At 71.7% G+C, this 19,360-nt stretch carries 21 protein-coding genes; 12 read left to right on the forward strand and 9 right to left on the reverse strand.

What is annotated here, in order from left to right; genetic code table 11:
• Positions 1 to 76: 76 nt before the first annotated feature.
• The 3 genes from ABZW17_RS23190 to ABZW17_RS23200 form a co-directional block, all read right to left on the reverse strand.
• On the reverse strand, positions 77 to 1,618 hold the full coding sequence (locus ABZW17_RS23190; RefSeq protein ID WP_354817683.1) for an amino acid permease: 1,542 nt from the start codon (positions 1,616 to 1,618) through the stop codon (positions 77 to 79).
• 70 nt (positions 1,619 to 1,688) lie between these two features.
• The gene (locus ABZW17_RS23195) at positions 1,689 to 2,609 is read right to left on the reverse strand and encodes a serine hydrolase domain-containing protein (protein WP_354817686.1); all 921 of its coding nucleotides are present in this window, start codon (positions 2,607 to 2,609) and stop codon (positions 1,689 to 1,691) included.
• Between the two features lie 39 nt (positions 2,610 to 2,648).
• Positions 2,649 to 3,785 carry a glycerophosphodiester phosphodiesterase gene (locus ABZW17_RS23200; protein ID WP_354817689.1) on the reverse strand — a complete coding sequence of 379 codons (1,137 nt, stop codon included), beginning with the start codon at positions 3,783 to 3,785 and terminating at the stop codon, positions 2,649 to 2,651.
• Between the two features lie 740 nt (positions 3,786 to 4,525).
• Between ABZW17_RS23200 and purD the strand changes: the two genes are divergently transcribed.
• The 9 genes from purD to ABZW17_RS23245 all read left to right on the forward strand — a co-directional run bounded on the left by purD (position 4,526) and on the right by ABZW17_RS23245 (position 12,360).
• Entirely contained in the window at positions 4,526 to 5,800 is a 1,275-nt protein-coding gene (gene purD, locus ABZW17_RS23205) for a phosphoribosylamine--glycine ligase (RefSeq protein ID WP_354817692.1), read from the forward strand.
• Between the two features lie 124 nt (positions 5,801 to 5,924).
• The gene (locus ABZW17_RS23210) at positions 5,925 to 6,305 is read left to right on the forward strand and encodes a hypothetical protein (RefSeq protein ID WP_354817695.1); all 381 of its coding nucleotides are present in this window, start codon (positions 5,925 to 5,927) and stop codon (positions 6,303 to 6,305) included.
• Between the two features lie 25 nt (positions 6,306 to 6,330).
• Positions 6,331 to 6,897: a DUF3558 domain-containing protein gene (locus ABZW17_RS23215; protein WP_354818106.1), complete on the forward strand. Its 567-nt coding sequence runs from the start codon at positions 6,331 to 6,333 to the stop codon at positions 6,895 to 6,897.
• Between the two features lie 10 nt (positions 6,898 to 6,907).
• A complete protein-coding gene (locus tag ABZW17_RS23220; RefSeq protein ID WP_354817698.1) occupies positions 6,908 to 8,500 on the forward strand; it encodes a hypothetical protein in 1,593 nt (530 codons plus the stop codon).
• 2 nt (positions 8,501 to 8,502) lie between these two features.
• Positions 8,503 to 9,261 carry an ESX secretion-associated protein EspG gene (locus tag ABZW17_RS23225; RefSeq protein ID WP_354817701.1) on the forward strand — a complete coding sequence of 253 codons (759 nt, stop codon included), beginning with the start codon at positions 8,503 to 8,505 and terminating at the stop codon, positions 9,259 to 9,261.
• Positions 9,262 to 9,395: 134 nt separating this feature from the next.
• Entirely contained in the window at positions 9,396 to 9,707 is a 312-nt protein-coding gene (locus tag ABZW17_RS23230; protein ID WP_354817704.1) for a hypothetical protein, read from the forward strand.
• Between the two features lie 15 nt (positions 9,708 to 9,722).
• Positions 9,723 to 10,862 (forward strand): transglycosylase SLT domain-containing protein, encoded by a 1,140-nt coding sequence (locus tag ABZW17_RS23235; RefSeq protein ID WP_354817707.1) that lies wholly within the window; start codon positions 9,723 to 9,725, stop codon positions 10,860 to 10,862.
• A gap of 26 nt (positions 10,863 to 10,888) precedes the next feature.
• The gene (locus tag ABZW17_RS23240) at positions 10,889 to 12,067 is read left to right on the forward strand and encodes a pyridoxal phosphate-dependent aminotransferase (protein WP_354817710.1); all 1,179 of its coding nucleotides are present in this window, start codon (positions 10,889 to 10,891) and stop codon (positions 12,065 to 12,067) included.
• Positions 12,068 to 12,168: 101 nt separating this feature from the next.
• Positions 12,169 to 12,360, forward strand: a complete 192-nt coding sequence (locus ABZW17_RS23245; protein WP_086675979.1) for a hypothetical protein — start codon at positions 12,169 to 12,171, stop codon at positions 12,358 to 12,360.
• A 7-nt stretch (positions 12,361 to 12,367) separates the two neighbouring features.
• Here ABZW17_RS23245 and ABZW17_RS23250 read toward each other — a convergent pair whose 3' ends face one another.
• The 3 genes from ABZW17_RS23250 to ABZW17_RS23260 form a co-directional block, all read right to left on the reverse strand.
• The gene (locus tag ABZW17_RS23250) at positions 12,368 to 13,183 is read right to left on the reverse strand and encodes an SAM-dependent methyltransferase (RefSeq protein WP_354817713.1); all 816 of its coding nucleotides are present in this window, start codon (positions 13,181 to 13,183) and stop codon (positions 12,368 to 12,370) included.
• Positions 13,184 to 13,273: 90 nt separating this feature from the next.
• Positions 13,274 to 13,852, reverse strand: a complete 579-nt coding sequence (locus ABZW17_RS23255) for an HAD family phosphatase (protein WP_354817716.1) — start codon at positions 13,850 to 13,852, stop codon at positions 13,274 to 13,276.
• Between the two features lie 17 nt (positions 13,853 to 13,869).
• Complete coding sequence (locus ABZW17_RS23260; protein ID WP_354817719.1) at positions 13,870 to 14,892, reverse strand: threonine aldolase family protein; 1,023 nt, start codon at positions 14,890 to 14,892, stop codon at positions 13,870 to 13,872.
• A gap of 136 nt (positions 14,893 to 15,028) precedes the next feature.
• Here ABZW17_RS23260 and ABZW17_RS23265 point away from each other — a divergent pair, with 136 nt between their 5' ends.
• Genes ABZW17_RS23265 through ABZW17_RS23275 form a run of 3 tightly spaced genes read left to right on the forward strand, consistent with a single transcriptional unit; the run spans position 15,029 to position 16,866 of the window.
• Complete coding sequence (locus tag ABZW17_RS23265; protein WP_354817722.1) at positions 15,029 to 15,538, forward strand: SigE family RNA polymerase sigma factor; 510 nt, start codon at positions 15,029 to 15,031, stop codon at positions 15,536 to 15,538.
• A complete protein-coding gene (locus ABZW17_RS23270; protein ID WP_354817725.1) occupies positions 15,531 to 16,241 on the forward strand; it encodes a hypothetical protein in 711 nt (236 codons plus the stop codon). The genes ABZW17_RS23265 and ABZW17_RS23270 overlap by 8 nt, the downstream gene beginning before the upstream one ends.
• A gap of 34 nt (positions 16,242 to 16,275) precedes the next feature.
• Entirely contained in the window at positions 16,276 to 16,866 is a 591-nt protein-coding gene (locus ABZW17_RS23275; protein ID WP_354817728.1) for a TetR family transcriptional regulator, read from the forward strand.
• A 57-nt stretch (positions 16,867 to 16,923) separates the two neighbouring features.
• On the opposite strand, the gene ABZW17_RS23280 is transcribed toward ABZW17_RS23275, so the two are convergent.
• From ABZW17_RS23280 to ABZW17_RS23290, 3 genes are read right to left on the reverse strand one after another with little or no spacing between them, the layout of a single operon-like run.
• A complete protein-coding gene (locus ABZW17_RS23280; RefSeq protein ID WP_354817731.1) occupies positions 16,924 to 17,628 on the reverse strand; it encodes a FadR/GntR family transcriptional regulator in 705 nt (234 codons plus the stop codon).
• A gap of 47 nt (positions 17,629 to 17,675) precedes the next feature.
• Positions 17,676 to 18,683: a beta-propeller fold lactonase family protein gene (locus tag ABZW17_RS23285; protein ID WP_354817734.1), complete on the reverse strand. Its 1,008-nt coding sequence runs from the start codon at positions 18,681 to 18,683 to the stop codon at positions 17,676 to 17,678.
• Positions 18,676 to 19,293 (reverse strand): bifunctional 4-hydroxy-2-oxoglutarate aldolase/2-dehydro-3-deoxy-phosphogluconate aldolase, encoded by a 618-nt coding sequence (locus ABZW17_RS23290; protein WP_354817737.1) that lies wholly within the window; start codon positions 19,291 to 19,293, stop codon positions 18,676 to 18,678. The genes ABZW17_RS23285 and ABZW17_RS23290 overlap by 8 nt, the downstream gene beginning before the upstream one ends.
• Positions 19,294 to 19,360 lie beyond the last annotated feature (67 nt).

Genomic DNA, 19,360 nt, shown 5'->3' on the forward strand with positions numbered 1-19,360 from the left:
CTCGCCACCCCCGCTCCTCCTCCTTCTGTCTTTGTTTTAACCTCTCAACCACCCCCGCCTTACCACTCACGACGGCTCAGCCCAGTTCCTTCAGTTCCTGTTCCACCGCCGCCAGTTCCGCCGCGGAACCCTGGACCTTGGGGCCCTTGAACCACTTCCGGGCCGACACCACCCACCAGAGCGCCGCGCCGCCGAGCACCACCAGGAACGCGATCGGCGTGTAGTTGAAGGAATCCACCGTCACCGGAGACGCCGGCGGCAGCATGAACAGCACGAAGATGAACGCGACCCAGACGGACGCGACGATGCCGATCGGCTTCCCCCACCTGCCGAGGTTCCACGGACCCGCTTCGAACGAGTCACCTCGCCGGACCCGGAGGAACACGGGAATTACGTAGGCGACGTAGAGCCCCACGACCGCGATGGAAGTGACCGCGTAGTACGCCGTCGTGCTCCAGAGGTACGGCAGGGCCAGCACCAGGGCGCCACCCGCGGCGAGCCACACGGCGTTGGTCGGCGTCTGGGTGCGCTTGTTGATCCGGTGCCAGATCCCCGAGCCCGGAATTGCGCCGTCGCGGGCGAAGGCGTAGATCATCCGCGAGTTCGCCGTGACGGACGACATCCCGCAGAACAGCTGCGCGCCGATGCAGATCAGCAGCAGGAACTTGCCGGTGGTGGCCCCGGTGGCGTCGATGAAGATCTGGGCGGGCGGCACGCCGGTCGCGGAACCGACCGCCCCGTCGTAGTCCTGGATCGCGAAGGTCAGGCCGATGAGCAGGATCCACCCGGCGACCAAGGAGACGAGGATCGAGGTGACGATTCCGCGCGGTCCGGCCTTGGCGGCGTTCTTCGTCTCTTCCGTCATGTGCGCCGAAGCGTCGTACCCCGTCAGCGTGTACTGCGCGAGCAGGAGACCCAGTGCGAACACGTAGATCGGCGAAGTCCAGCCGGTCTGGTTCACGAACTGCCCGAAGACGAAGCCGGCGTCCTGGTGCTTGGCGGGAACGAAGGTCAGCACCCCCACGATGACCAGCACGCCGACGAGGTGCCACCACACGCTGACGTTGTTGAGGATCGCGACCAGGCGGACGCCGAAGGTGTTCAGCAGGCCGTGCACCACGAGGATGATCGCCAGCAGCAGGATCGTGTGCCCCGGCGTGGCGGCCAAGCCCCATTGCAGGTCCAGGAACGCGTTGAGGAACAGGGCGGCGCCGAAGTCGATGCCCGCCGTGACGGCGATCTGGCCGATCAGGTTGAACCAGCCGGTGAACCACGACCAGGCCGCGCCGTTGCGAGGGGCCAGTTTGGCCGCCCAGTAGTACAGCCCACCAGCGGTCGGGTAGCTGGAGCACACCTCCGCCATGCCGAGGCCGACGAGGATCACGAAGAAGCCGACCAGCACCCAGCCCCAGATCATCGCGGCCGGTCCACCGGTCTTCATCCCCGTGCCGTAGAGCGTGAGGCAGCCGGAGAGGATCGAGATGATCGTGAAGGAGACGGCGAAGTTCGAGAACGCCGACATCGTGCGTTTCAGTTCCTGCGCGTACCCCAGCTGGTGCAGGCGCGCGCTGTCCTCGTCGGCGTGGTCGGGGGTGGTCTGCTGGTCGGAAACGTCCATCGGGCACCTCTTGAAAGGTATGCGGCCAGACCATTGAATTCGCCGAAGGTAGCCCTGGTGCCGGAGGGTGTCAAGCCTTCGTCAAGAACTCGTCCAGCCGCCGCAGCCGGGGCCCGCCACCTCGGTGGTCGTTCGAGATCAGGGTCGCGACGAGCCCGGTCGACGGCTCGTGCGTGCTCCGGAACGCGACGCCGTGGTCGCCGCCCACCAGCCGGACCACGCCGGGCCGGGGCAGCCAGAAGCCGAGGCCGTAACGGCCGGTGTGCGGGCGCAGCATCCGCGCGACCCACTCCGGCGGCACGATCCGGCCGGCCAGGAAGGCGGGCCAGAACCGGCGGAAATCCGGGGCGGAACTGTAGATCCCGCCGTCGCCGTGGCCGACGACCGGGAGGCTGAACACGTTGGTGCGGCCGTCTTCCAGGTAGCCGGTGGCGGTCCGGGGCGGTAGCGCGTCCGAGCGGAGGAACGCCGTGTCGGCCAACCCGGCGGGAGTGCACACGCGGTCGTGGACGAGGTCGGTGAAAGGTATGCCCGCGATCCGTTCGGCGATCAGGCCGAGGACGGCGAAGGCACCGTTGTTGTAGTGGAACCGTTCGCCGGGCGGGAACTGCTGCGGATACCCGTCGAGGGCGGCGAGGTAGTCGGCCGACGTGACGAGGCCGGGCGGCGTCTCGGGCGGGTTTTCGTCGTCGCAGTAGTCGCCGATGCCGGAGGTGTGCGTCAGCAGGTGTTCGACGGTGACCCGGTCGTCGATGAGCGGCAGGTCCTCGCCGAGGATGTCCCGCGCCCTCATCGACAGCTCGAGGCGCCCTTCGGCGACGAGCCCGACGACGACCAGCGCGGTGAACCCCTTGGTGCCGCTGGCGATGGCGAACCGCGTGTCGATCGTGTTCTCGACGCCGTGGGCGACGTGCGCGTACCCGGACGCTTCGGCGAGCAGCGTCTCGTCACCGCGGCTGACCAGCACAACACCGGAAAAGGGCGCTTCCACGGACCCAGCGTCCACGGAAGCGCCCTTCGCGAAAAGCGATTAACGGCCCAGGAAGGCGTGCAGCGACTCCAGCGCGGTGTCCGGCTGGTCGGCGAAGAAGCCGTCGACGCCGGCCTTGAAGAAGGCCGCCTCTTCGGTGAAGACGTCACCGTAGGCGTCCGGCGCGGCCGACGAACGCAGGTTCGCGGGCAGGAACGGGTTCTCGTTCCGGAAGGTGTACGGCTGCACCTTCAGGCCGGCCTTGTGCGCGTCCGCGACGAGCGCGGTCGGCGTGCCCAGGTTGTCGTTCTTGTCCCGCGGGATGACCTGCGCCTTGTCCGGCCCGAGGTACTTCGCGTACTTCGCGACTTCGCGCAGCCCCTGCGGCGTGACGAGGTCCGCGTACGTCCGCTTGTCGCCGTTCGCGACGAAGTCCGCCGGGGCGCCGGTGGCCGACGTCAGCTGCAGCAGCGGCGTCCGGAGCTGCTTGTGCAGCGCGATCAGGTTCGACACCTCGAAGGACTGGATGATCGCGGGCGCGTCCGGCCGGTCGAGGCCGTTGCGCTTGAGGATCGACACCAGCTTCGGCTCGGTCGGGTTGCCGATGGACTGGAAGAACGTCGAGTGCTTGACCTCGGGGTAGGTGCCCAGCGTCCGGTGCAGCTCGCGGCCGAGGCGCCGGGTCAGGTCGAGCACCTCCTGGTAGGAGGCGATCTGGTACCGGCCGTTGTACAGCGTGTTGTGCGGCCGGTTCTGCGGGATCCGCTCGACCGCACGCAGCGTCTTCAGCTCGGCGAGGGTGAGGTCCTGCGTGAACCACCCGGTGGTGGTGACGCCATCGAGCACGACGGTCTTCTTCCGGCCCGCGAACTCGGGGTGCTTCGCGACGTCGGTGGTGCCGCCGATCTCGGGTTCGTGCCGGGCAACGAGCTGGCCGTCCTTGGTGGGCACGAGGTCGACGTCGACCCAGTCGGCCCCCATCCGGAAGGCGAGCTCGTAGGAGGCGAGGGTGTGCTCCGGCCGGTACCCGGGCGCACCGCGGTGTCCGATGATCACGGGGTCATCGTGGCCCCGCCCGTGCGCGGCCGCATCGCCGGACCCGCTCTCGGCAGCGGACGCCGACCCAACGGCAAACCCGGTGACGCTCAGCAACGCCAACCCGGCGAGTGTCAGTACGCCGACACGTTTGCGCTTCATGTGGTGACCTCTTTTCACACAGGGTGTGCCCTGGATGTACCCGCGCCACCCTCGATGTCGCAAGCGTCCGAAGTACGTACCTGGGCGGTCGACGCGGTAAACGGCGCGTGGACTCCTGTTCGTGGGGGGTGCGGGGGTTTGCGTGGATTGTGCTGCTCGCGGGTGTGCGGGTGCGCGGGTTTGTAGGTCCGCCGGTGCGCGGGCCCGCCGGTGCGCGGGGATGCGGGGATGCGGCGCCGGTGGCGGGGCATGGCGATGGAGGCTGGGCGGCGGAGGCCCGGCAGCGACGGCCCGCCCTCCCTGGGGGCTGCCCCCGCTTCCAGCGTATCGGCGGGGTCCGACGAAACCGCCGGATCGCGGAGCCTGCGGCCGCGGTTGTCCACATCAGCGCGAACCTGTGGACAGGCCCCGCGGAGGGCGGGGCGAGGGCCCTCAGCGGAGGCGCGGAGGCGATGGCCCGGCGGCCATGGCGCGGTGGCGATGGCCCGGCAGCGATGGCCCGGCAGCGATGGCCCGGCAGCGATGGCCCGGCAGCGATGGCCCGGCAGCGATGGCCCGGCAGCGACAGCCCGCCCTCCCTGGGGGCTGCCCCCGCTTCCAGCCTATCGCCGAGGCCCGACAAAACCCCGTGCTCCCGGCCCCACCGGCCGAGGTTGTCCACATCAGCGAGAACCTGTGGACACGCCCCCCGGAGGACGGCGCAATGTCCCCCTCGAACCCGGCCGGATACGCTGTGCGGCGTGCGCGTACTGGTAATCGGCTCCGGCGCCCGTGAGCACGCCCTCGTCCTCGCGGCCTCCGGTGATCCCGCCGTCACCGCTCTGGCCTGCGCTCCCGGCAACGCCGGGACCGCCGCCGTCGCCGAGCAGCTCGGTGTCGATGCCGCCGATCCCGAGGCCGTTGCCGGGCTCGCCAAGAGCTGGCAGGCCGACCTCGTCGTCGTCGGGCCGGAGGTGCCGCTCGTCGCCGGGGTTGCCGACGCCGTCCGCAAGGCCGGCATCGCCTGCTTCGGCCCGTCGGCCGCCGCCGCCCGGATCGAAGGGTCGAAAGCCTTCGCGAAGGACGTCATGGCCGCCGCGAACGTGCCGACCGCCCGGTGCGAGGTCGTCGACAACCCCGCTCGCCTCGATGCCGCGCTCGCGCGCTTCGGGCCGACCTGGGTGGTCAAGGACGACGGGCTCGCCGCCGGCAAGGGCGTTGTCGTCACCACCGACTACGACGTCGCGCGCAAGCACGCCATCATGCTGCTCGACGGCGGGCACCCGGTGCTCCTGGAGTCCTTTTTGGACGGTCCGGAGGCCTCGCTCTTCTGCTTCGTCGACGGCAACACCGTCGTGCCGCTGCTGCCCGCGCAGGACTTCAAGCGCGTCGGCGACGGCGACGCGGGCCCGAACACCGGCGGCATGGGTGCGTACGCGCCGCTGCCGTGGGCGCCCGAAAACCTGGTCGACGAGCTGGTCGAGCGGGTCGTCCAGCCGGTCGCCGACGAGCTGGTGAACCGCGGCGCGTCGTTCTCCGGCCTGCTCTACGCCGGGCTCGCGCTGACCTCCGACGGCCCCCAGGTCATCGAGTTCAACTGCCGCTTCGGCGACCCCGAGACGCAGGTCGTGCTGGCGCTGCTGCGCAGCCCGATCGCCGGGCTGATGCACGCCACCGCCACCGGCAAGCTCGCCGAGCACCCGCCGCTGGAGTGGTCCGGCGGGGCCGCGGTCACCGTCGTGATCGCCGCCGACGGCTACCCCGGCAAGCCGCGCACCGGCGACGTCATCACCGGCGCCGAACTCGAAGGCGTGCTGCACGCCGGCACGCGCCGCCGTGACGACGGCGCCGTCGTCTCCTCCGGCGGCCGCGTGCTTTCGGTCGTCGGCACCGGTAAGACCCTGAAGTCCGCGCGCAAGCACGCGTACGAAACCGTCGAAAAGGTCCACCTCGCCGGCTCGCACCACCGCACCGACATCGCCCTGAAGGCGGCGAACGGCGAGGTCGGCGCTCCGACGGCGAAGCAGCGCGCCTGATTTCAACGGATCGGGGGAACCGGCCGGGCCCGCTCTTCGTCCAAACTCAGGCTGCCGCCACACGCGGATTGGTAGCCTCGACGGGAACCGGCCGGTCACTGTCCGTATGACGTCAGGGGAGCGCATGTCAGGACCCTCGTACGACCTCAGCACGGCCGTCCCGGTGGCGCCGGCGGCCGCGGACGTCCTGGTCCACCCGGACAAGCTGCTCGACGTCGCCCGGATCGTCGAAGAGCAGGCCAACGCCCTCGAAGACCAGCTCGTCACCCGGCTGGACCAGCTGCGGATCGACGCCCCTTCGGCGGACGTGATCAGCACCCAGTCGGTCGAGGCGTGGAACTCCCTCATCGCCGACGGCGACCGCTCCTACGCCGGCCAGGTCCGCGAGTACGTCGCGGGCCTCAAGCGCCTGGTCTCGCAGCTGCGAGACGCCGCGAAGGACTACAAGGTCGGCGAAGAGGAGAAGGCGGCGGTGTTCGGTGACCGCGGCAGGCACGGTGCGTAACCACGCGCTGCGGATCACCGGAGGCGTGCTCGCGACGGCGGCGCTCGCCGGCTGCTCGGCGGGCACCGACGGCACCCCGTACCCGGTCGAGACGGCGGCCACCGCGGCGTCGCAGAGCGCGAAGGCCGCCCAGCTGCCGCAGCGCCCGGCCGACCTGCCGCTGCAGGGCGTCGACCTGTGCGAGCTGTTCCCGCAGGTCGAGCTCGACGCGCTGAAGATCAGCAGCGTGCCACGGCAGGCCGACGGCGCGGACGGGCCGGTCTGCGTGTTCGACGCCGACAAGGCGGAACCGTTCCACGGCTACGAGGTCGGCGCGGTCGCCGCGGACCTCGGCCAGTGGATCACCGGGGCCCGGCGCAAGAACAGCATGACCACCGAACCGAAGGCCGTCGGCGGCTACCCGGCGCTGACCAGCTACCGCGCGGCCGCCGACCCGGCCGACTGCACCACCCTCGTCGGCGTCGCCACCGGCAAGACGCTGACCGTCCGGACGTTCCCCATCACCCGCGGCGGGTTCACCCAGCCGCAGCTGTGCGAGATGTCGGCGCACGCCGCCGACGTGGCGCTGCAAACCCTGAAAGCACGCAACTGAGGGAGGGCGCGTGGAATTCTCCGAGCTCGCGGCCGGGATCCAGAACCACCGGTTCGACGGCTGGACCAACACCGCGATCGCCACGCAGATCACGCGGATGGTCAACGGCGACGGCACCGGCAGCATCGGCACCGCCGTCGACGCGCTGAAGGCCGTCGCGACCGCGCTCGCCCACACCGACCAGACGCTGCGCGCGCAGCTGCTGAAGCTCGGCGTCGAATGGCAGAGCCAGGCCGGCGGCGCGGCGAGCCAGGTGCTCACCGAGCAGGCCGGGTTCTCCCAGGACGCCACCACGAAGGTCGCGCACGCCGCGGAAATGGTGTTCGAGCAGGGCGAGGCGTTCAACCGGACCAAGTACAAGCTGCCGGACGCCGAGACGGTCCGGAAGGGCGCCGGCGGCTTCACCCTCACCGACGGCGTGCTGCTGAGCCTGATCGGCTTCGAAACCGACCACGCCCGGCAGGTCGAGGCCGCGAACGACGCCAAGGCGCAGGCGCAGCAGGCGCTGAACGAGTACGCGCAGCAGAGCGGCACGAACCTCCTGTCGACGCAGTCGCTGTCGGACCCGGAGTCGCTGAAGCTGGCCGTCCCCGGTGTCACGCCGGGGGTGCTCGACGTCGCCGGCGCCGCGGTCCAGGTGACGCCGGACGGCGGCGTGAAACCGGCGTCCGACAAGGTCCGCTCGGTGCACGTCGACCCGCCGGTGGTGCAGCCGGTGTCCCACACCGTGCACGCCGACCCGCCGACCCCGGCCTACGGCGTCGCGGCGCAGCAGCAGCCGTCCCGGCCGGTGCAGCAGCAGCCGCGGCAGACCGGCTCGGCGGGCGCCGCGCCCGGCCAGCACACGTCGACGAGCTCGTCGACGACGCCGGCGGGCGTGAAGCCGCCGACGTCGGCGCCCGGCCCCGGCTGGGTCCCGGCCCCGGGCCGCGGCTCGTCGGGCGACCCCGCCGGCCGCTTCACCCCGGGCCCGCTGACCGCGGGGCAGGGCGAAGGCTTCGTCCCGCCGGGCGCGCCCGGCGCGGTGCCGCCCGGCGCGGTGCCGCCCGGCTCGGCTCCGGCGACGGCGCCGATCAAGTCCCTCGGCGGTGGCGGGGGCACGGCCGGCGGCTCGGCCGGCCTCGACACCTCGGCCGGCCGCGGCCCGGACGGGCTGCTGGCGAAGGGCCGCACGGTCGGCGCGATGCCGCAGGCCCCGCTGCCGCCCGGCCAGTACACGGCCGAACGCGGCATCACGGCCAGGCCCGGTGCGACGCCGGGAGAGCTGGGCGCGGGCGCGGCGGCGATCGGCGCGGGCGCGGCCGGCGGCGCGCTGAGCGGCGACAAGGAGCGGCTGCGGCGCGAGAAGAGCGGGCCGAAGGGCCCGGTGCGGCCGTTGCCGGTCGGCGAGCTGCCCGAAGAGGAGGCCGTCGCGCTGCGGAAGTCGGAGCAGATCAGCCCGAAGCAGCGGCCAGGCGAGGCGAAGTTCCTGTCGGAGGCGGCTCCGCAGGAGGACGACGCCGAGCACGTCCGCCGCTTCGGCGTCGACGACCAGGACCTGTTCGCCGACCAGCGGATGGTTTCGCCCGACGTGATCGGCGACCACGGCGGGGATGTGCGCTGACCGTGTCGCTCGTGCTGTCGGCCCTCGAGTTCGACGTGCTCTGGGAGTCCTTCGAACTGCCCCGGCGGCACGTCGCGCTCGACGTGCCGAGCGCCGGAACCACCCGCAGCGAACGGCGTGAGCTGGTGGAGTCGGCGTGGGCGTCGCTGAGCGAGCGGCGCCTGGCCCGCAACGGGCGCCCGTCCGGCGAGCTGGCCGACATGCTGCACCTGCTGGCGCGCCCGGGCTTCGGGATCGACGTCTGGGTGTGGGCGGAACGGGAGATCCGCGGCCGCGCGGTCAGCCTGCGCAGCCAGGCGGTGCTGGCCGTGGTGGACAGCGGCGAGGTCTGGCTGATCCCGGCCACGGAGGACGGCCTGGCGGACGCGGCGGTCTCGGTGGCGGGCGACCTGGGCCCGGGCATCGGCCAGACGGTCAGCCTCCCGTACGACGTCGTGAAGTCGGCCGACGCGGCGGCGAAGGGCGACGCGAAGGCGCTGGTGACGGCGTTGGAGGACCGCGGCGTGCCGTTGTTCCAGGCGCAGGAGCTGTCGGGCATGCTGCTGGGCCAGGAGGCCCGCGGCCAGTTCGGCGCGGAACGGACGTCGCGTGACGGTGTGGTGCACCGGGCGGCCCGGGTGGTGGCGTTCTTCGACACGGACGCGGGCCGGTACCTGTTCCAGGTGGGCCGTGACCGCGACGCCCGCGAGTGGGCGACGGTGACTCCGGCGGACAACGCCCTGCTGGCCACCCGGATCCGCGAGCTGATGGCGGAGGCCTGACCCCGCTGGGGTGGAAGTTGCCGGAGATCCGTACCCGCGTCCCGGGTGAAGTCATAAAGTAAGCGCGGGAACCGTCCTGGTCATGGCGACGTCTGACCGGGCGGAGACAAGTTTCGCGAAGGGGATGACGAACCGTGCCTGTCTACGACCCGGACTCGATGGCCATCGCGGCCGGCCAGGTGGAGAAGCTGAAGGACGAGTTCGAAAAGTCCAAGCACAAGGTCACCGGGCTGGACCACGAGAAGGAAAGCCCCTTCGGCGGGATGGACGAAACGGGCGACGCGCACGGCGCGGTCGGCAAGTTCAAGGACGGCGTGCACAGCCAGTTCGACGCCGCGGGCAAGCACATGGAGGCGCTGGGGTACGCCATGCGCAGGGCCGCCGGCCTGATCGCCGAAACCGACCAGGTCGGGGCGAGCGACCTGAAGCTGCACGTCGACAAGTAAGCAGGGGGCACGAGAGTGGGACTGAACCCGGGCGGCGCGGGCACGCCGGACAATTGGGACGCCTTCCTGAAGAAGGTCGACCAGGTCGAAAAGGTCGACCTGGAAAAGATTTCGGCGGCGGCAACGCAGTTCCGCGAAGCGGGCAAGAACGCCGGCGACCACAATGCGTCCCTGAAGAATTCGACCGACGCGCTCAACGACAGCGTGTGGGTGGGCCCGGCGGCCGACCAGTTCTTCCAGTACGTCCGCCAGGTCCGCGACGCCGGCACCAAGGTGCAGACCCACCTCGAGGACGTCGCCAAGGACCTCGACGACCTGCAGTCGAGCCTGGCGCAGATCAAGAAGACGGTCCAGGACAAGCAACTGGCCGCGGAGAAGGCGGTCAACGAGCGCAACGCGACGGCCGAAACCCAGATCAACAACGCGCTGGCCGCGGCGCAGAAGGCCCACGACGAAGGCAAGCCGGGGCCGAGCCCCAGCGCCGACGAAATCCTGGCCACGGCGAAGACCGACGTCCACAACATCACGGCCGGCTTCGACGGCGACGTGACCGGCCTCCAAACCCAGGCCGACACGGCGATCAAGGCCTCGCAGAAGCTGATGTCCCAGCAGATCGAGGGCGGCTACGACCAGGTCCCGCTGCCGAGCAGCTCCGCGGCGCCGCCCCAGAGCACGGGCGGCATCCACAGCAACGGCGCGTCCCACCACGGCGGAGGCGGCGGTGGTGGCGGCGGCGGAGGCGGGGGCGGTGGTGGCGGCCTCGGGCCCAGCGGTGGCCCGCCTTCCTCACCGCCGCCGGGGAACGTCCAGCAGTGGATCCAGGAAGCCATGAAGGCGCTGCAGGCGGCCGGAATTCCGGTGACGGATGCGGATATCCCGAAGATCTGGGCGATCATCCAGCACGAATCCGGCGGAAATCCGAACGCCATCAACAACTGGGATTCGAACGCCGCCGCGGGGCATCCGTCCAAGGGGCTCATGCAGTGCATCGACTCCACGTTCAACGCGCACAAGCTTCCCGGGCACGACAACATCTACAACCCGGTCGACAACATCATCGCCGGTGTGCGGTACTCCTTCGACCGGTACGGGGGGCTCGACAACGTGCCCGGCATCAAGGCCATGGCCCACGGCGGTGCCTACCGCGGGTACTGAACCCGGAAGGCAACTAGCCTGGCCGCATGGTCGATCTCGGAGCCTTCGCCGGGCCCGCGCTGCGGGCCGGTGTGCCGCCCTTCCACGTCATGGACGTCCTCTCCGCGGCCGGGGCCCGGCAGCGCAGTCACGGCGATCTCGTGTCGCTCGCTGCCGGGCAGCCCTCCGCGCCCGCGCCGGGGCCCGTGCTCGAGGCCGCCCAGGAGGCGCTGCGGAAGAGCACCCTCGGGTACACCGAACAGCTCGGCATCCCCGAACTGCGCGAGGCCGTGGCCGGGCACTACCGGATGCGGTACGACGTCGACGTCCAGGCGCACGACGTCGTCCTGACCACCGGCTCCTCCGGTGGGTTCCTGCTCGCCTTCCTCAGCGCCTTCGACCCCGGCGCCAAGGTCGCCATGGCGCGGCCCGGCTACCCCGCCTACCGCAACCTGCTCGCCGTGCTCGGCTGCGAGGTCGTCGAGTTCGCCACCACCGCCGAGACGAACTTCCAGCCGACCGTCGCCCTCCTCGACGAGCTCGGCCCGATCGACGGCCTCATCGTCGCCAGCCCGAGCAACCCGACCGGGACCGTGCTGCCGCCCGGGGAGCTCGCCGCCATCACCGGCTGGTGCGCTTCGCACGGTGTGCAGCTGATCAGCGACGAGATCTACCACGGCATCTCCTACGGCGCCGAGCTCGACTGCGCGTGGCAGTACGGGCGTGAGCCGATCGTCCTGGGCAGCTTCTCGAAGTACTTCGCGATGACCGGCTGGCGGCTCGGCTGGATGCTCGCCCCGCAGCGGCTGCACCGCGCCATCGACGTCCTGACCGGCAACTTCACCATCTGCCCGCCCGCCGTTTCGCAGTACGCGGCCCTCGCCGCCTTCACGCCCGAGTCGTACGCCGAAGCCGACGCGCACGTCGAGCGGTACCGCGAGAACCGCGATCGTCTCTTCGCCGGCCTGCGGCGCATCGGGCTCGGCAAACTGGCCCCCGCGGACGGCGCCTTCTACGCGTACGCCGACGTCAGCGCGTACACGAACGACAGCCTGAGCTGGTGCCAGCGGCTGCTCGCCGACACCGGGCTCGCCATCACCCCCGGCGTCGACTTCGACCCGGTGGACGGCGGCAAGTTCGTCCGGTTCTCCTTCGCCGGCAGCGCCGAGGACGTCGACGAAGGCGTCCGGCGGCTCGGTGCGTGGCTCGGCCAGGGGGAACCCTGATTTAACCCCGAACGTTGACCGTCCGAGGGGAGTTTCCCGGCGGCAGGTGGCAGTGTGGAGTCATCGGGCCGGTGGGGCCACGGGGAAGAGTCGGAGGAGCCATGTTCTGGAAGATCGTCGGCGGCCTGATCGTCGCCTGGGTGGCGTTCATGGTGCTGGGCGCCGTGATCGGCTTCGTGTTCAAGGCCGTCCTGTGGATCGCCATCATCGGCGGCATCGCCTTCCTGGGCGCCGCCGGCTACAAGGCGATCACCGGTGGCCGCAAGGACCCGCGGCGCATCAACCGCTACTGAGCCACGGCTAGGGAATCCGCGCCACGCCGGCCAGCGCCGTCCAGTTGACCGGCGTCAGCGGCGCCAGGCGCGGGCCGTCCGGCCACCACAGGTGCGGTGCGGTCAGCCCGGGCTCCAGCAGGTCGAGGCCGTCGAAGAACGACGTGATCTCGGCCCGGGTGCGGTAGAGCGTGCCGAGGCCGGTGCGGCCGAAGCGGTCCTGCAGGGAGGCCGCGACGGCCGCCGCTTCGGAGCCGTCGGCGGGGTTGTGGCGGTGCAGCAGGAGCAGGTACGAACCCGGTGCCAGCGCGCCGACGTAGGACTTGACCACCTGCTGCGCCTGCTGGAGGTCGGCGATGTGGTCGACGACCCCGCACAGCACCAGCCCGGTGGGCCGGTCGAAGTCGACGAACCGCGTGACCCCGGCGAGCGTCTCGCCGGGGTTCAGCGGGTCGGTGCCGCAGATGTGCGTGTAGTCGTTGTCGACGAGCAGCGCGCGGCGGTGGGCCTCCACCACCGGGTCGTCGCCGACGTAGACGACGTGGGCTTCCGGGTTGTACTTCTGCGCCACCTGGTGGGTGTTCTCCGCCGTCGGGAAGCCCGAGCCGAGGTCGACGAACTGGTCGACGGCGAGCCGCTCGGTGAGGTAGCGGACGGCGCGGACCAGCCACTGCCGCACTTCCTGCGCCATCGCCGGGGCCTCCGGCGCGATGGCCAGGATCTGCCGCAGCACCGCGCGGTCGGCCTCGTAGTGGTCCTGCCCGCCCAGCAGCGCGTCGGAGACGCGGGCGATGCTCGGCCGTTCGAAGTCGACGCGCGCCGACGGTCGTTCGCTCTCCGCCATGGGCACCTTTACCGGGGGAAGTCGGGGGACGCCCAGCCTAGGTCATCGGGATCACGCCCGGTAGGCGGCCGTGCGGTGCGGGTGAACCCCTCAGTCCAGCCAGGCGCGCGCGGCGTCGGCGCCGTTCCAGACGTGGGCCCGGAGCCCGACCGCCCGCGCACCCTCCACATTGGACTCACGGTCGTCGAAGAACAGGCAGTCGGCCGGTTCGGCGCCGAGTTCGTCGAGCAGCAGGCGGAAGATCTTCGCGTCCGGCTTGACGCAGCGGACGTCGCCCGAGAACAGCGTGACGCGGAAGTGCCGCGCCCAGTCCTGCGCGCGGACCCACTCGCCGAACGCGATCGGCGCGTTGGACAGCAGCGCGAGGTTCGCGCCGGCCTCGGCGAGCGCTTCGAGCAGCGCCAGCGAAGACGGTTCCAGGTGCCCCCAGCCTTCGACGTCGATGCGGGTCAGCTCGGCCGACAGCGTGTCGTCGACCGGCACGCCCGCGGCGTCGCCGACGGCCTGCCAGTACTCCAGCGGCGTGCTGCCGGCGTCGTACGGGATCCGGTACTCCCAGTACGCCTTCAGGAACTCCGGCAGCGGCGCGCCCATCGCCGCGGCCAGGTCCGGCAGCGCCGCGCTCGGCTTGCTGAGCACGTCGCCGTAGTCGAACACGATCCAGTTCACGAGGTCCCCCGCGGGTTTCAGGCGCCGGTCTTGATGCGGCGCAGGGCTTCTTCGACGTCGGTCGCGCTCAGGTCCCGATGGGTGACGAAGCGGACCTTGCCCGCCATCGGCACCGCGCGGATGCCGAGCGAGTCGAGCCACGACAGCGCGGTCGGGATGTCGGGCACCTCGGCGAGCACGATGTTGGTGTCGGGGTCGTTCGTCGGCCAGCCGTGTTCGCGCAGGCCCTCGGCGAGCCGCCCGGCGTTCTCGTGCGACTCGGCCAGCTCCGGGACGCGGTCCAGGGCGACCAGGCAGGCCGCGGCCAGGATGCCGCCCTGCCGGACGCCGCCGCCGAGCATCTGGCGCATCCGGCGGGCGCGTTCGACGAAGGTCCTGCTCCCCGCGACGACCGAGCCGACCGGCGCGCCGAGGCCCTTGCTGAAGCAGGCCGACACGGTGTCGACGCCGACGGTCAGCGCGGCGGGCGGCACCTCGAGCGCGACCGCGGCCTGCCACAGCCGGGCGCCGTCGAGGTGCACGGTCAGGCCGGCTTCCTTCGCGACGGACAGCAGCTGGGCGTGCTCGTCCGGCGGGGTCACCGCGCCGCCGGCCGCGTTGTGGGTGTTCTCGAGGCAGAGCAGTGATGTCCGTAACGTGAAGTACGGCCCGGGTTGTCCGATCGCGGCCGCGAGGGCGTCGGGAGAAGGACGGCCCGGGCCGCCGTCGTGCTCCAGGATGTCCGGCATGCCGCCCGCCAGCCAGGCGGCCGAGCCCAGCTCGTTGGTCAGCACGTGCGCGCCCCGGGTGGCCAGGAACCGGTCGCCGCGCTGCAGGTGCAGGCTCAGCGCGATCAGGTTGGCCATCGTCCCGCTCGGCACCCACAGGGCGGCCGGCATCCCCAGGACGTGCGCGGCCCGCTCCTCCAGGGCGGCGACTGTCGGGTCGTGCTCGAGGACGTTGTCCCCGACCTCGGCGGAGGCCATTGCCGCCCGCATCGTTTCGTCCGGCCGGGTGACGGTGTCGGAGCGGAAGTCCAGTACGGGCGGGCTGAAGGTCACGGACCGATCACATCACACCCACGTCGTGGGGATCAATCAGCCCTTGAGTGGTCGAACCCACTCCGTCCGTGCAACCGTGGACGCCCCTGATTCCGTCTTACCGGCCGGACGACCACAGAGCGGAGCACGACTGCGCGTGGACCAGCGCGACGAGCAGGAGTTCGCGGCGTACTTCGCCGCCAGGCGGGACGCCGTGCGCCGGACCGCGTACATGCTCTGCGGTGACTGGCACCGGGCGGACGACCTCGCGCAGACGGCGTTCGTCGCACTGCACCGGAGGTGGAAGAAGATCAGGGATCGCGCGGCGACCGACGCGTACGTGCGCACGACGCTCGTCCGGGCGTCGATCGACGAATCGCGGCGCCCGTGGCGGCGCGAGTGGCAGACCGAGACGCTGCCGGAGCCGGCCGACGACACGCCCGGCCTCGACGACCTCGTCGCGACCAGGGAAGACCTGCTCGCGGCGTTGAAGGAAGTGCCGCCCAAGCAGCGGGCGGTGCTGGTCATGCGGTTCTTCGAAGGACTCGACGTGACCAGCGCGGCGCAGGCGCTGGGCTGCAGCGAAGGCAACGTGAAGAGCCAGACCGCCCGCGGTCTGGCGAACCTGAGGCAGGTCCTCGAACGGGAGGTGGAGACCAATGGATGAGCAGGAGCTGCGCTCGTTGTTCTCCGCCGCGCCGCCGGACGCGCCGCCGCCGTCGTTCACCCGCGACGACGTCGTCCGCGAATCGCGCCGGCAGACCGTGCGCCGCCGGAACCGGATCACCGCCGGGCTGGGCGCCGTCGTGCTGGTCGTCGCCGGGTTCGGGGTATACGGCGTGGTCTCCGGGGGTACCCCGGGCTCGCTGACCGCCGCGAAGAGCGACTCCGCCGCCCAATCGGACGCCTCCGGGCAACCGGGAGACAACCCGATGCGTCCTCAGGTCGGTGGGGAGTCACCGAACTTCTCGTCCCAGGTACCCCAGCAGGGGGGTCCCGGGGAGGGGAAGACCGGCCAGCTGGCCGAAGGCGCCTCCGGGTGCGAACAGGTGGACGGGGAGCTCGCCACTGCCCTCGCTGGCGAGCTCCCCGGCCACGTCGACACCACCCAGGCCGTCCCGGGCGGCGCCTGTTCGACGGTGTCGAGGTCCGCCGGGTTCCCGGTGCCGGGCGGCGAAGTCGCCGCGGCGGCGTACCCGAAGGGCATCCCGGAGGTCTTCAAGTCCCAGCCCGCCGGCACGGTCACGTCCCGGGTGGGCACCGCGTCCGGCGGGGTGTTGGTGCTGGTCAGCGTGCCTCAGGCCGGTGGTGCGGCGCCGTACGCGGGGCAGCTGGACCAGTTCGCGCACGCTCTCGCGCCCCGCTTCTGAGCCCGGTTACGCCCGGTTGGCAGAATGACCGGCCATGACCGCTGCGACCACCCCCAAGGGGGAACGACGGCGCGCCGCGCTCGTCGAGGCCGCCGCGAAGCTGCTCATCGAGGGCGGGTTCGACGCCGTGCGGCACCGGGCGGTCGCCGAGCGGGCGGGCCTGCCCCTGGCGTCGACGACGTACTACTTCGACTCGCTGGAAGACCTGGTCACGGCGGCCGTCGAGCACCACTCGAACGCCGAGCTGGCCACCGGCCGCCGCCGGCTGGAGGAGCTCGCGACCCGCAACCGCGGGGTGCAGGCGACCGTCGACCTGGTGCTGGACATGCTGCTCGGCCCGGAGAGCGGTGACCCGGCGGCCGACGCCGAAGCGGTCCTCCTGCGGTACGAGCGGCTGGTCGCGACCGGCCGCCGCCCCTACCTGCGGCCGTTGATGCGGACGCTGTCGGCCCAGCTCAACGAGCTGCTGACGGAGATCTTCGCCCGCTCGGGCACGCCGGTCTCCGAGACCGAGCTGGAACGCCTGGTCGCCCTGGTCGACGGCGCGGTCGTCAACGCCCTGATCGCGATCGACCCGGCACCCCGCGCGGCCGCGGCCCGCATGCTCCAAGCCGCCCTCGCCTGACCCCCCCTGCCGCAGCTCGTCGTGAGTGGTAAGGCCGGTTAGAACCCGCCTTACCACTCACGAGCGGGTGCGCTGGGCCTTCTCCAGGTCGTCGCGGGACTTGGTGACCAGGGCGAGCATCGCCTGCTCGGCCGCGGCCGGGTCGCCCGCGACGATCGCGTCGAACACCTTCCGGTGGTTCGGCACCGGGTCCTCCGCGCCCGCCGAGCCGTGCACCAGCTTGTCCCGCTCGGCCAGCCCGATCGCGATGACCCGTTCCATCCGCATCAGGAAGTTGTTGTGGGTGGCGGTCATCAGCCGCCGGTGGAAGGCGAGGTCGGCCTGGACGCTCGCCTCCGGGTCGTCGCCGGCGGCGGCCATGTCGGCCAGCGCATCCCGCAGCCCTTCGACGTCCTCCTCGGTCGCGCGCCCGGCGGCGATCCGGGCGGCGGCGGGTTCGACGACCGCACGCACCTCGGTGAGCTCGTCGAGCAGGGCCGGGTCGTCGGCGGCCGCGGTCTGCCAGCGCATGACGTCGGCGTCGAGCATGTTCCACTTCTCGCGCGGCTGGACGAAGGTGCCCCGCTTCTGCCGCGCGTCGATCATGCCCTTGGCGGCCAGCACCTTCAGCGCCTCGCGCAGCGCGGTCAGGCTGATGTCGAGCTCTTCGCGCAGCGCGGGCAGGTCCAGGACGGTGCCCTCGCCCCACTCGTCGGAGAGGATCCGGCTGGCCAGGGTTTCGACGGTCTGGCCGTGCAACCCGCGTGGCCGGTGTTCGCTCACTGGAGGTCCTCCCAGCTGGCCGGTCGTGACCGCTGCATCCTACGTAGTCAGGGCAGGGAAACCGGCAGCACGAACGTCGGCGACCCCGTCGGGTGGTACCGCAGCTCGGCCTCGCCGGACGCGGTCAGCGTGAACGCCGTGATCGCGTCCTCCGACTGGGCCGCCACGTAGCAGGTGCCGTCCACCAGCGCGAAGTGCCGCGGGTTCGCGCCGCACGGCTGGTCCGCCACCGCCGCCGCGTCGTCCAGCGCGAACTCCGTCACGCAGTCCGGCCCGCGGTTCGACACGTACAGGCGCGCGTCGGCCAGCTCCAGGTGCGCCACCAGGTTCGGGCCGGACGGCGCGGCGAGCGTCGAGGAGGTGGAGGCGACGACGTCGAACGCGCCCGGCGAAGTCTCGCGGACCGTCACCAGCGTCCCCGCCAGCTCGCCGACGACGTACGCCAGGTCGGTGCCGGGACGCCGCACCAGCTGACGCGGTCCCGTGCCCGGCGGCAGCGACGACACGGCCAGCGGCTCGAGGGAACCCGACGCCGTCAGCGTGTAGCTGCGGATCTCGTCCGTGCCCAGGTCGACCGCGCTCACCACGGAACCGTCCGCCGACGGGACCACCATGTGCACGTGGGCCGCTTCCTGGCGGTCGGTCACCGGGCCGCTGCCGCGGTGCTGCACCAGCGCCGTCCGGGACACCGGCTCGCCCGACGCCGACAGCGAGAACACCGCCACGCTGCCGCCGGTGTAGTTGGCGCACAACAGGAACCGGCCGTCCGGTGTCACCGCCAGGTGGCACGGGTGCGCGCCACCCGTCTCCGCCGTGCCCAGCACCGACAGCTTGCCGGACGGCGAGATGGCCACCGCCGTCACGCCGCCGGCCTCGGTTTCGTTCGCCGCGTACAGCACCGGCAACGACGGGTGCCGCGTCAGCCACGACGGCGATTCCAGTGGCAGGGAACCGATTTCGGCGAGCTCGCCCGAGGGCGACCGCTCGAACGCCGTGATCCCGGTGCCATTCCCGGCGTCCCCCGTGTAGCACCCGACGAAGACCAGTTCAGCCATGCGCGCTCCTCACCAGCGTCCCGACCCGGGCGGCGATCTCCGCCGCGGTGCCGCGGGTCAGCGCCGAGCCGATCCCGCAGGCCACCGCGCCCGCCGACAGCCAGCCTGGCACGTCTTCGGGCGCGATGCCGCCGGTGGGTACCAGCGGCGCCTGCGGCAGCGCCGCCCGCACGTCCGCCACCCACGACGGCCCCAGCGCCGACGCCGGGAACACCTTCACCGCGTCCGCGCCTTCTTCCAGCGCGCGCACGATCTCGGTCACCGAACCGGCGCCCGGGAAGGCGGCCGCGCCGTACCGGTGAGCGGTGCGGATCACCGCGCTGTCCACCGACGGCGACACCAGGAACCGCGCACCGGCGCGGATCGCCAGCACCGCGGACGTCTCGTCGAGCACCGTCCCCGCCCCGATCGTCGCGTCCGGGTAGGCGGCGGCGAGCCCGGAAATCGCGTCCAGCGCGCCGGGGTTCGTCAGCGGCAGTTCGATCGAACGCAGCCCGGCTTCCAGGGCCGCGCGGGCCGCTTCGACGGCGGATTCCGCGTCGCGCGTGCGCACGATCCCGACGACGCCTTGGCGCAGGGCGGCCGCGGTGATCTCCCAGCGATACGTCATGGCCGTAGTCTACCTTGTGAAATCGTATTTTAGGATTTATTCTTGCTCTGCTGTTCGAGAAGGGAGT

The organism is Amycolatopsis sp. NPDC004625 (assembly GCF_040609695.1).
GTDB lineage: Bacteria > Actinomycetota > Actinomycetes > Mycobacteriales > Pseudonocardiaceae > Amycolatopsis.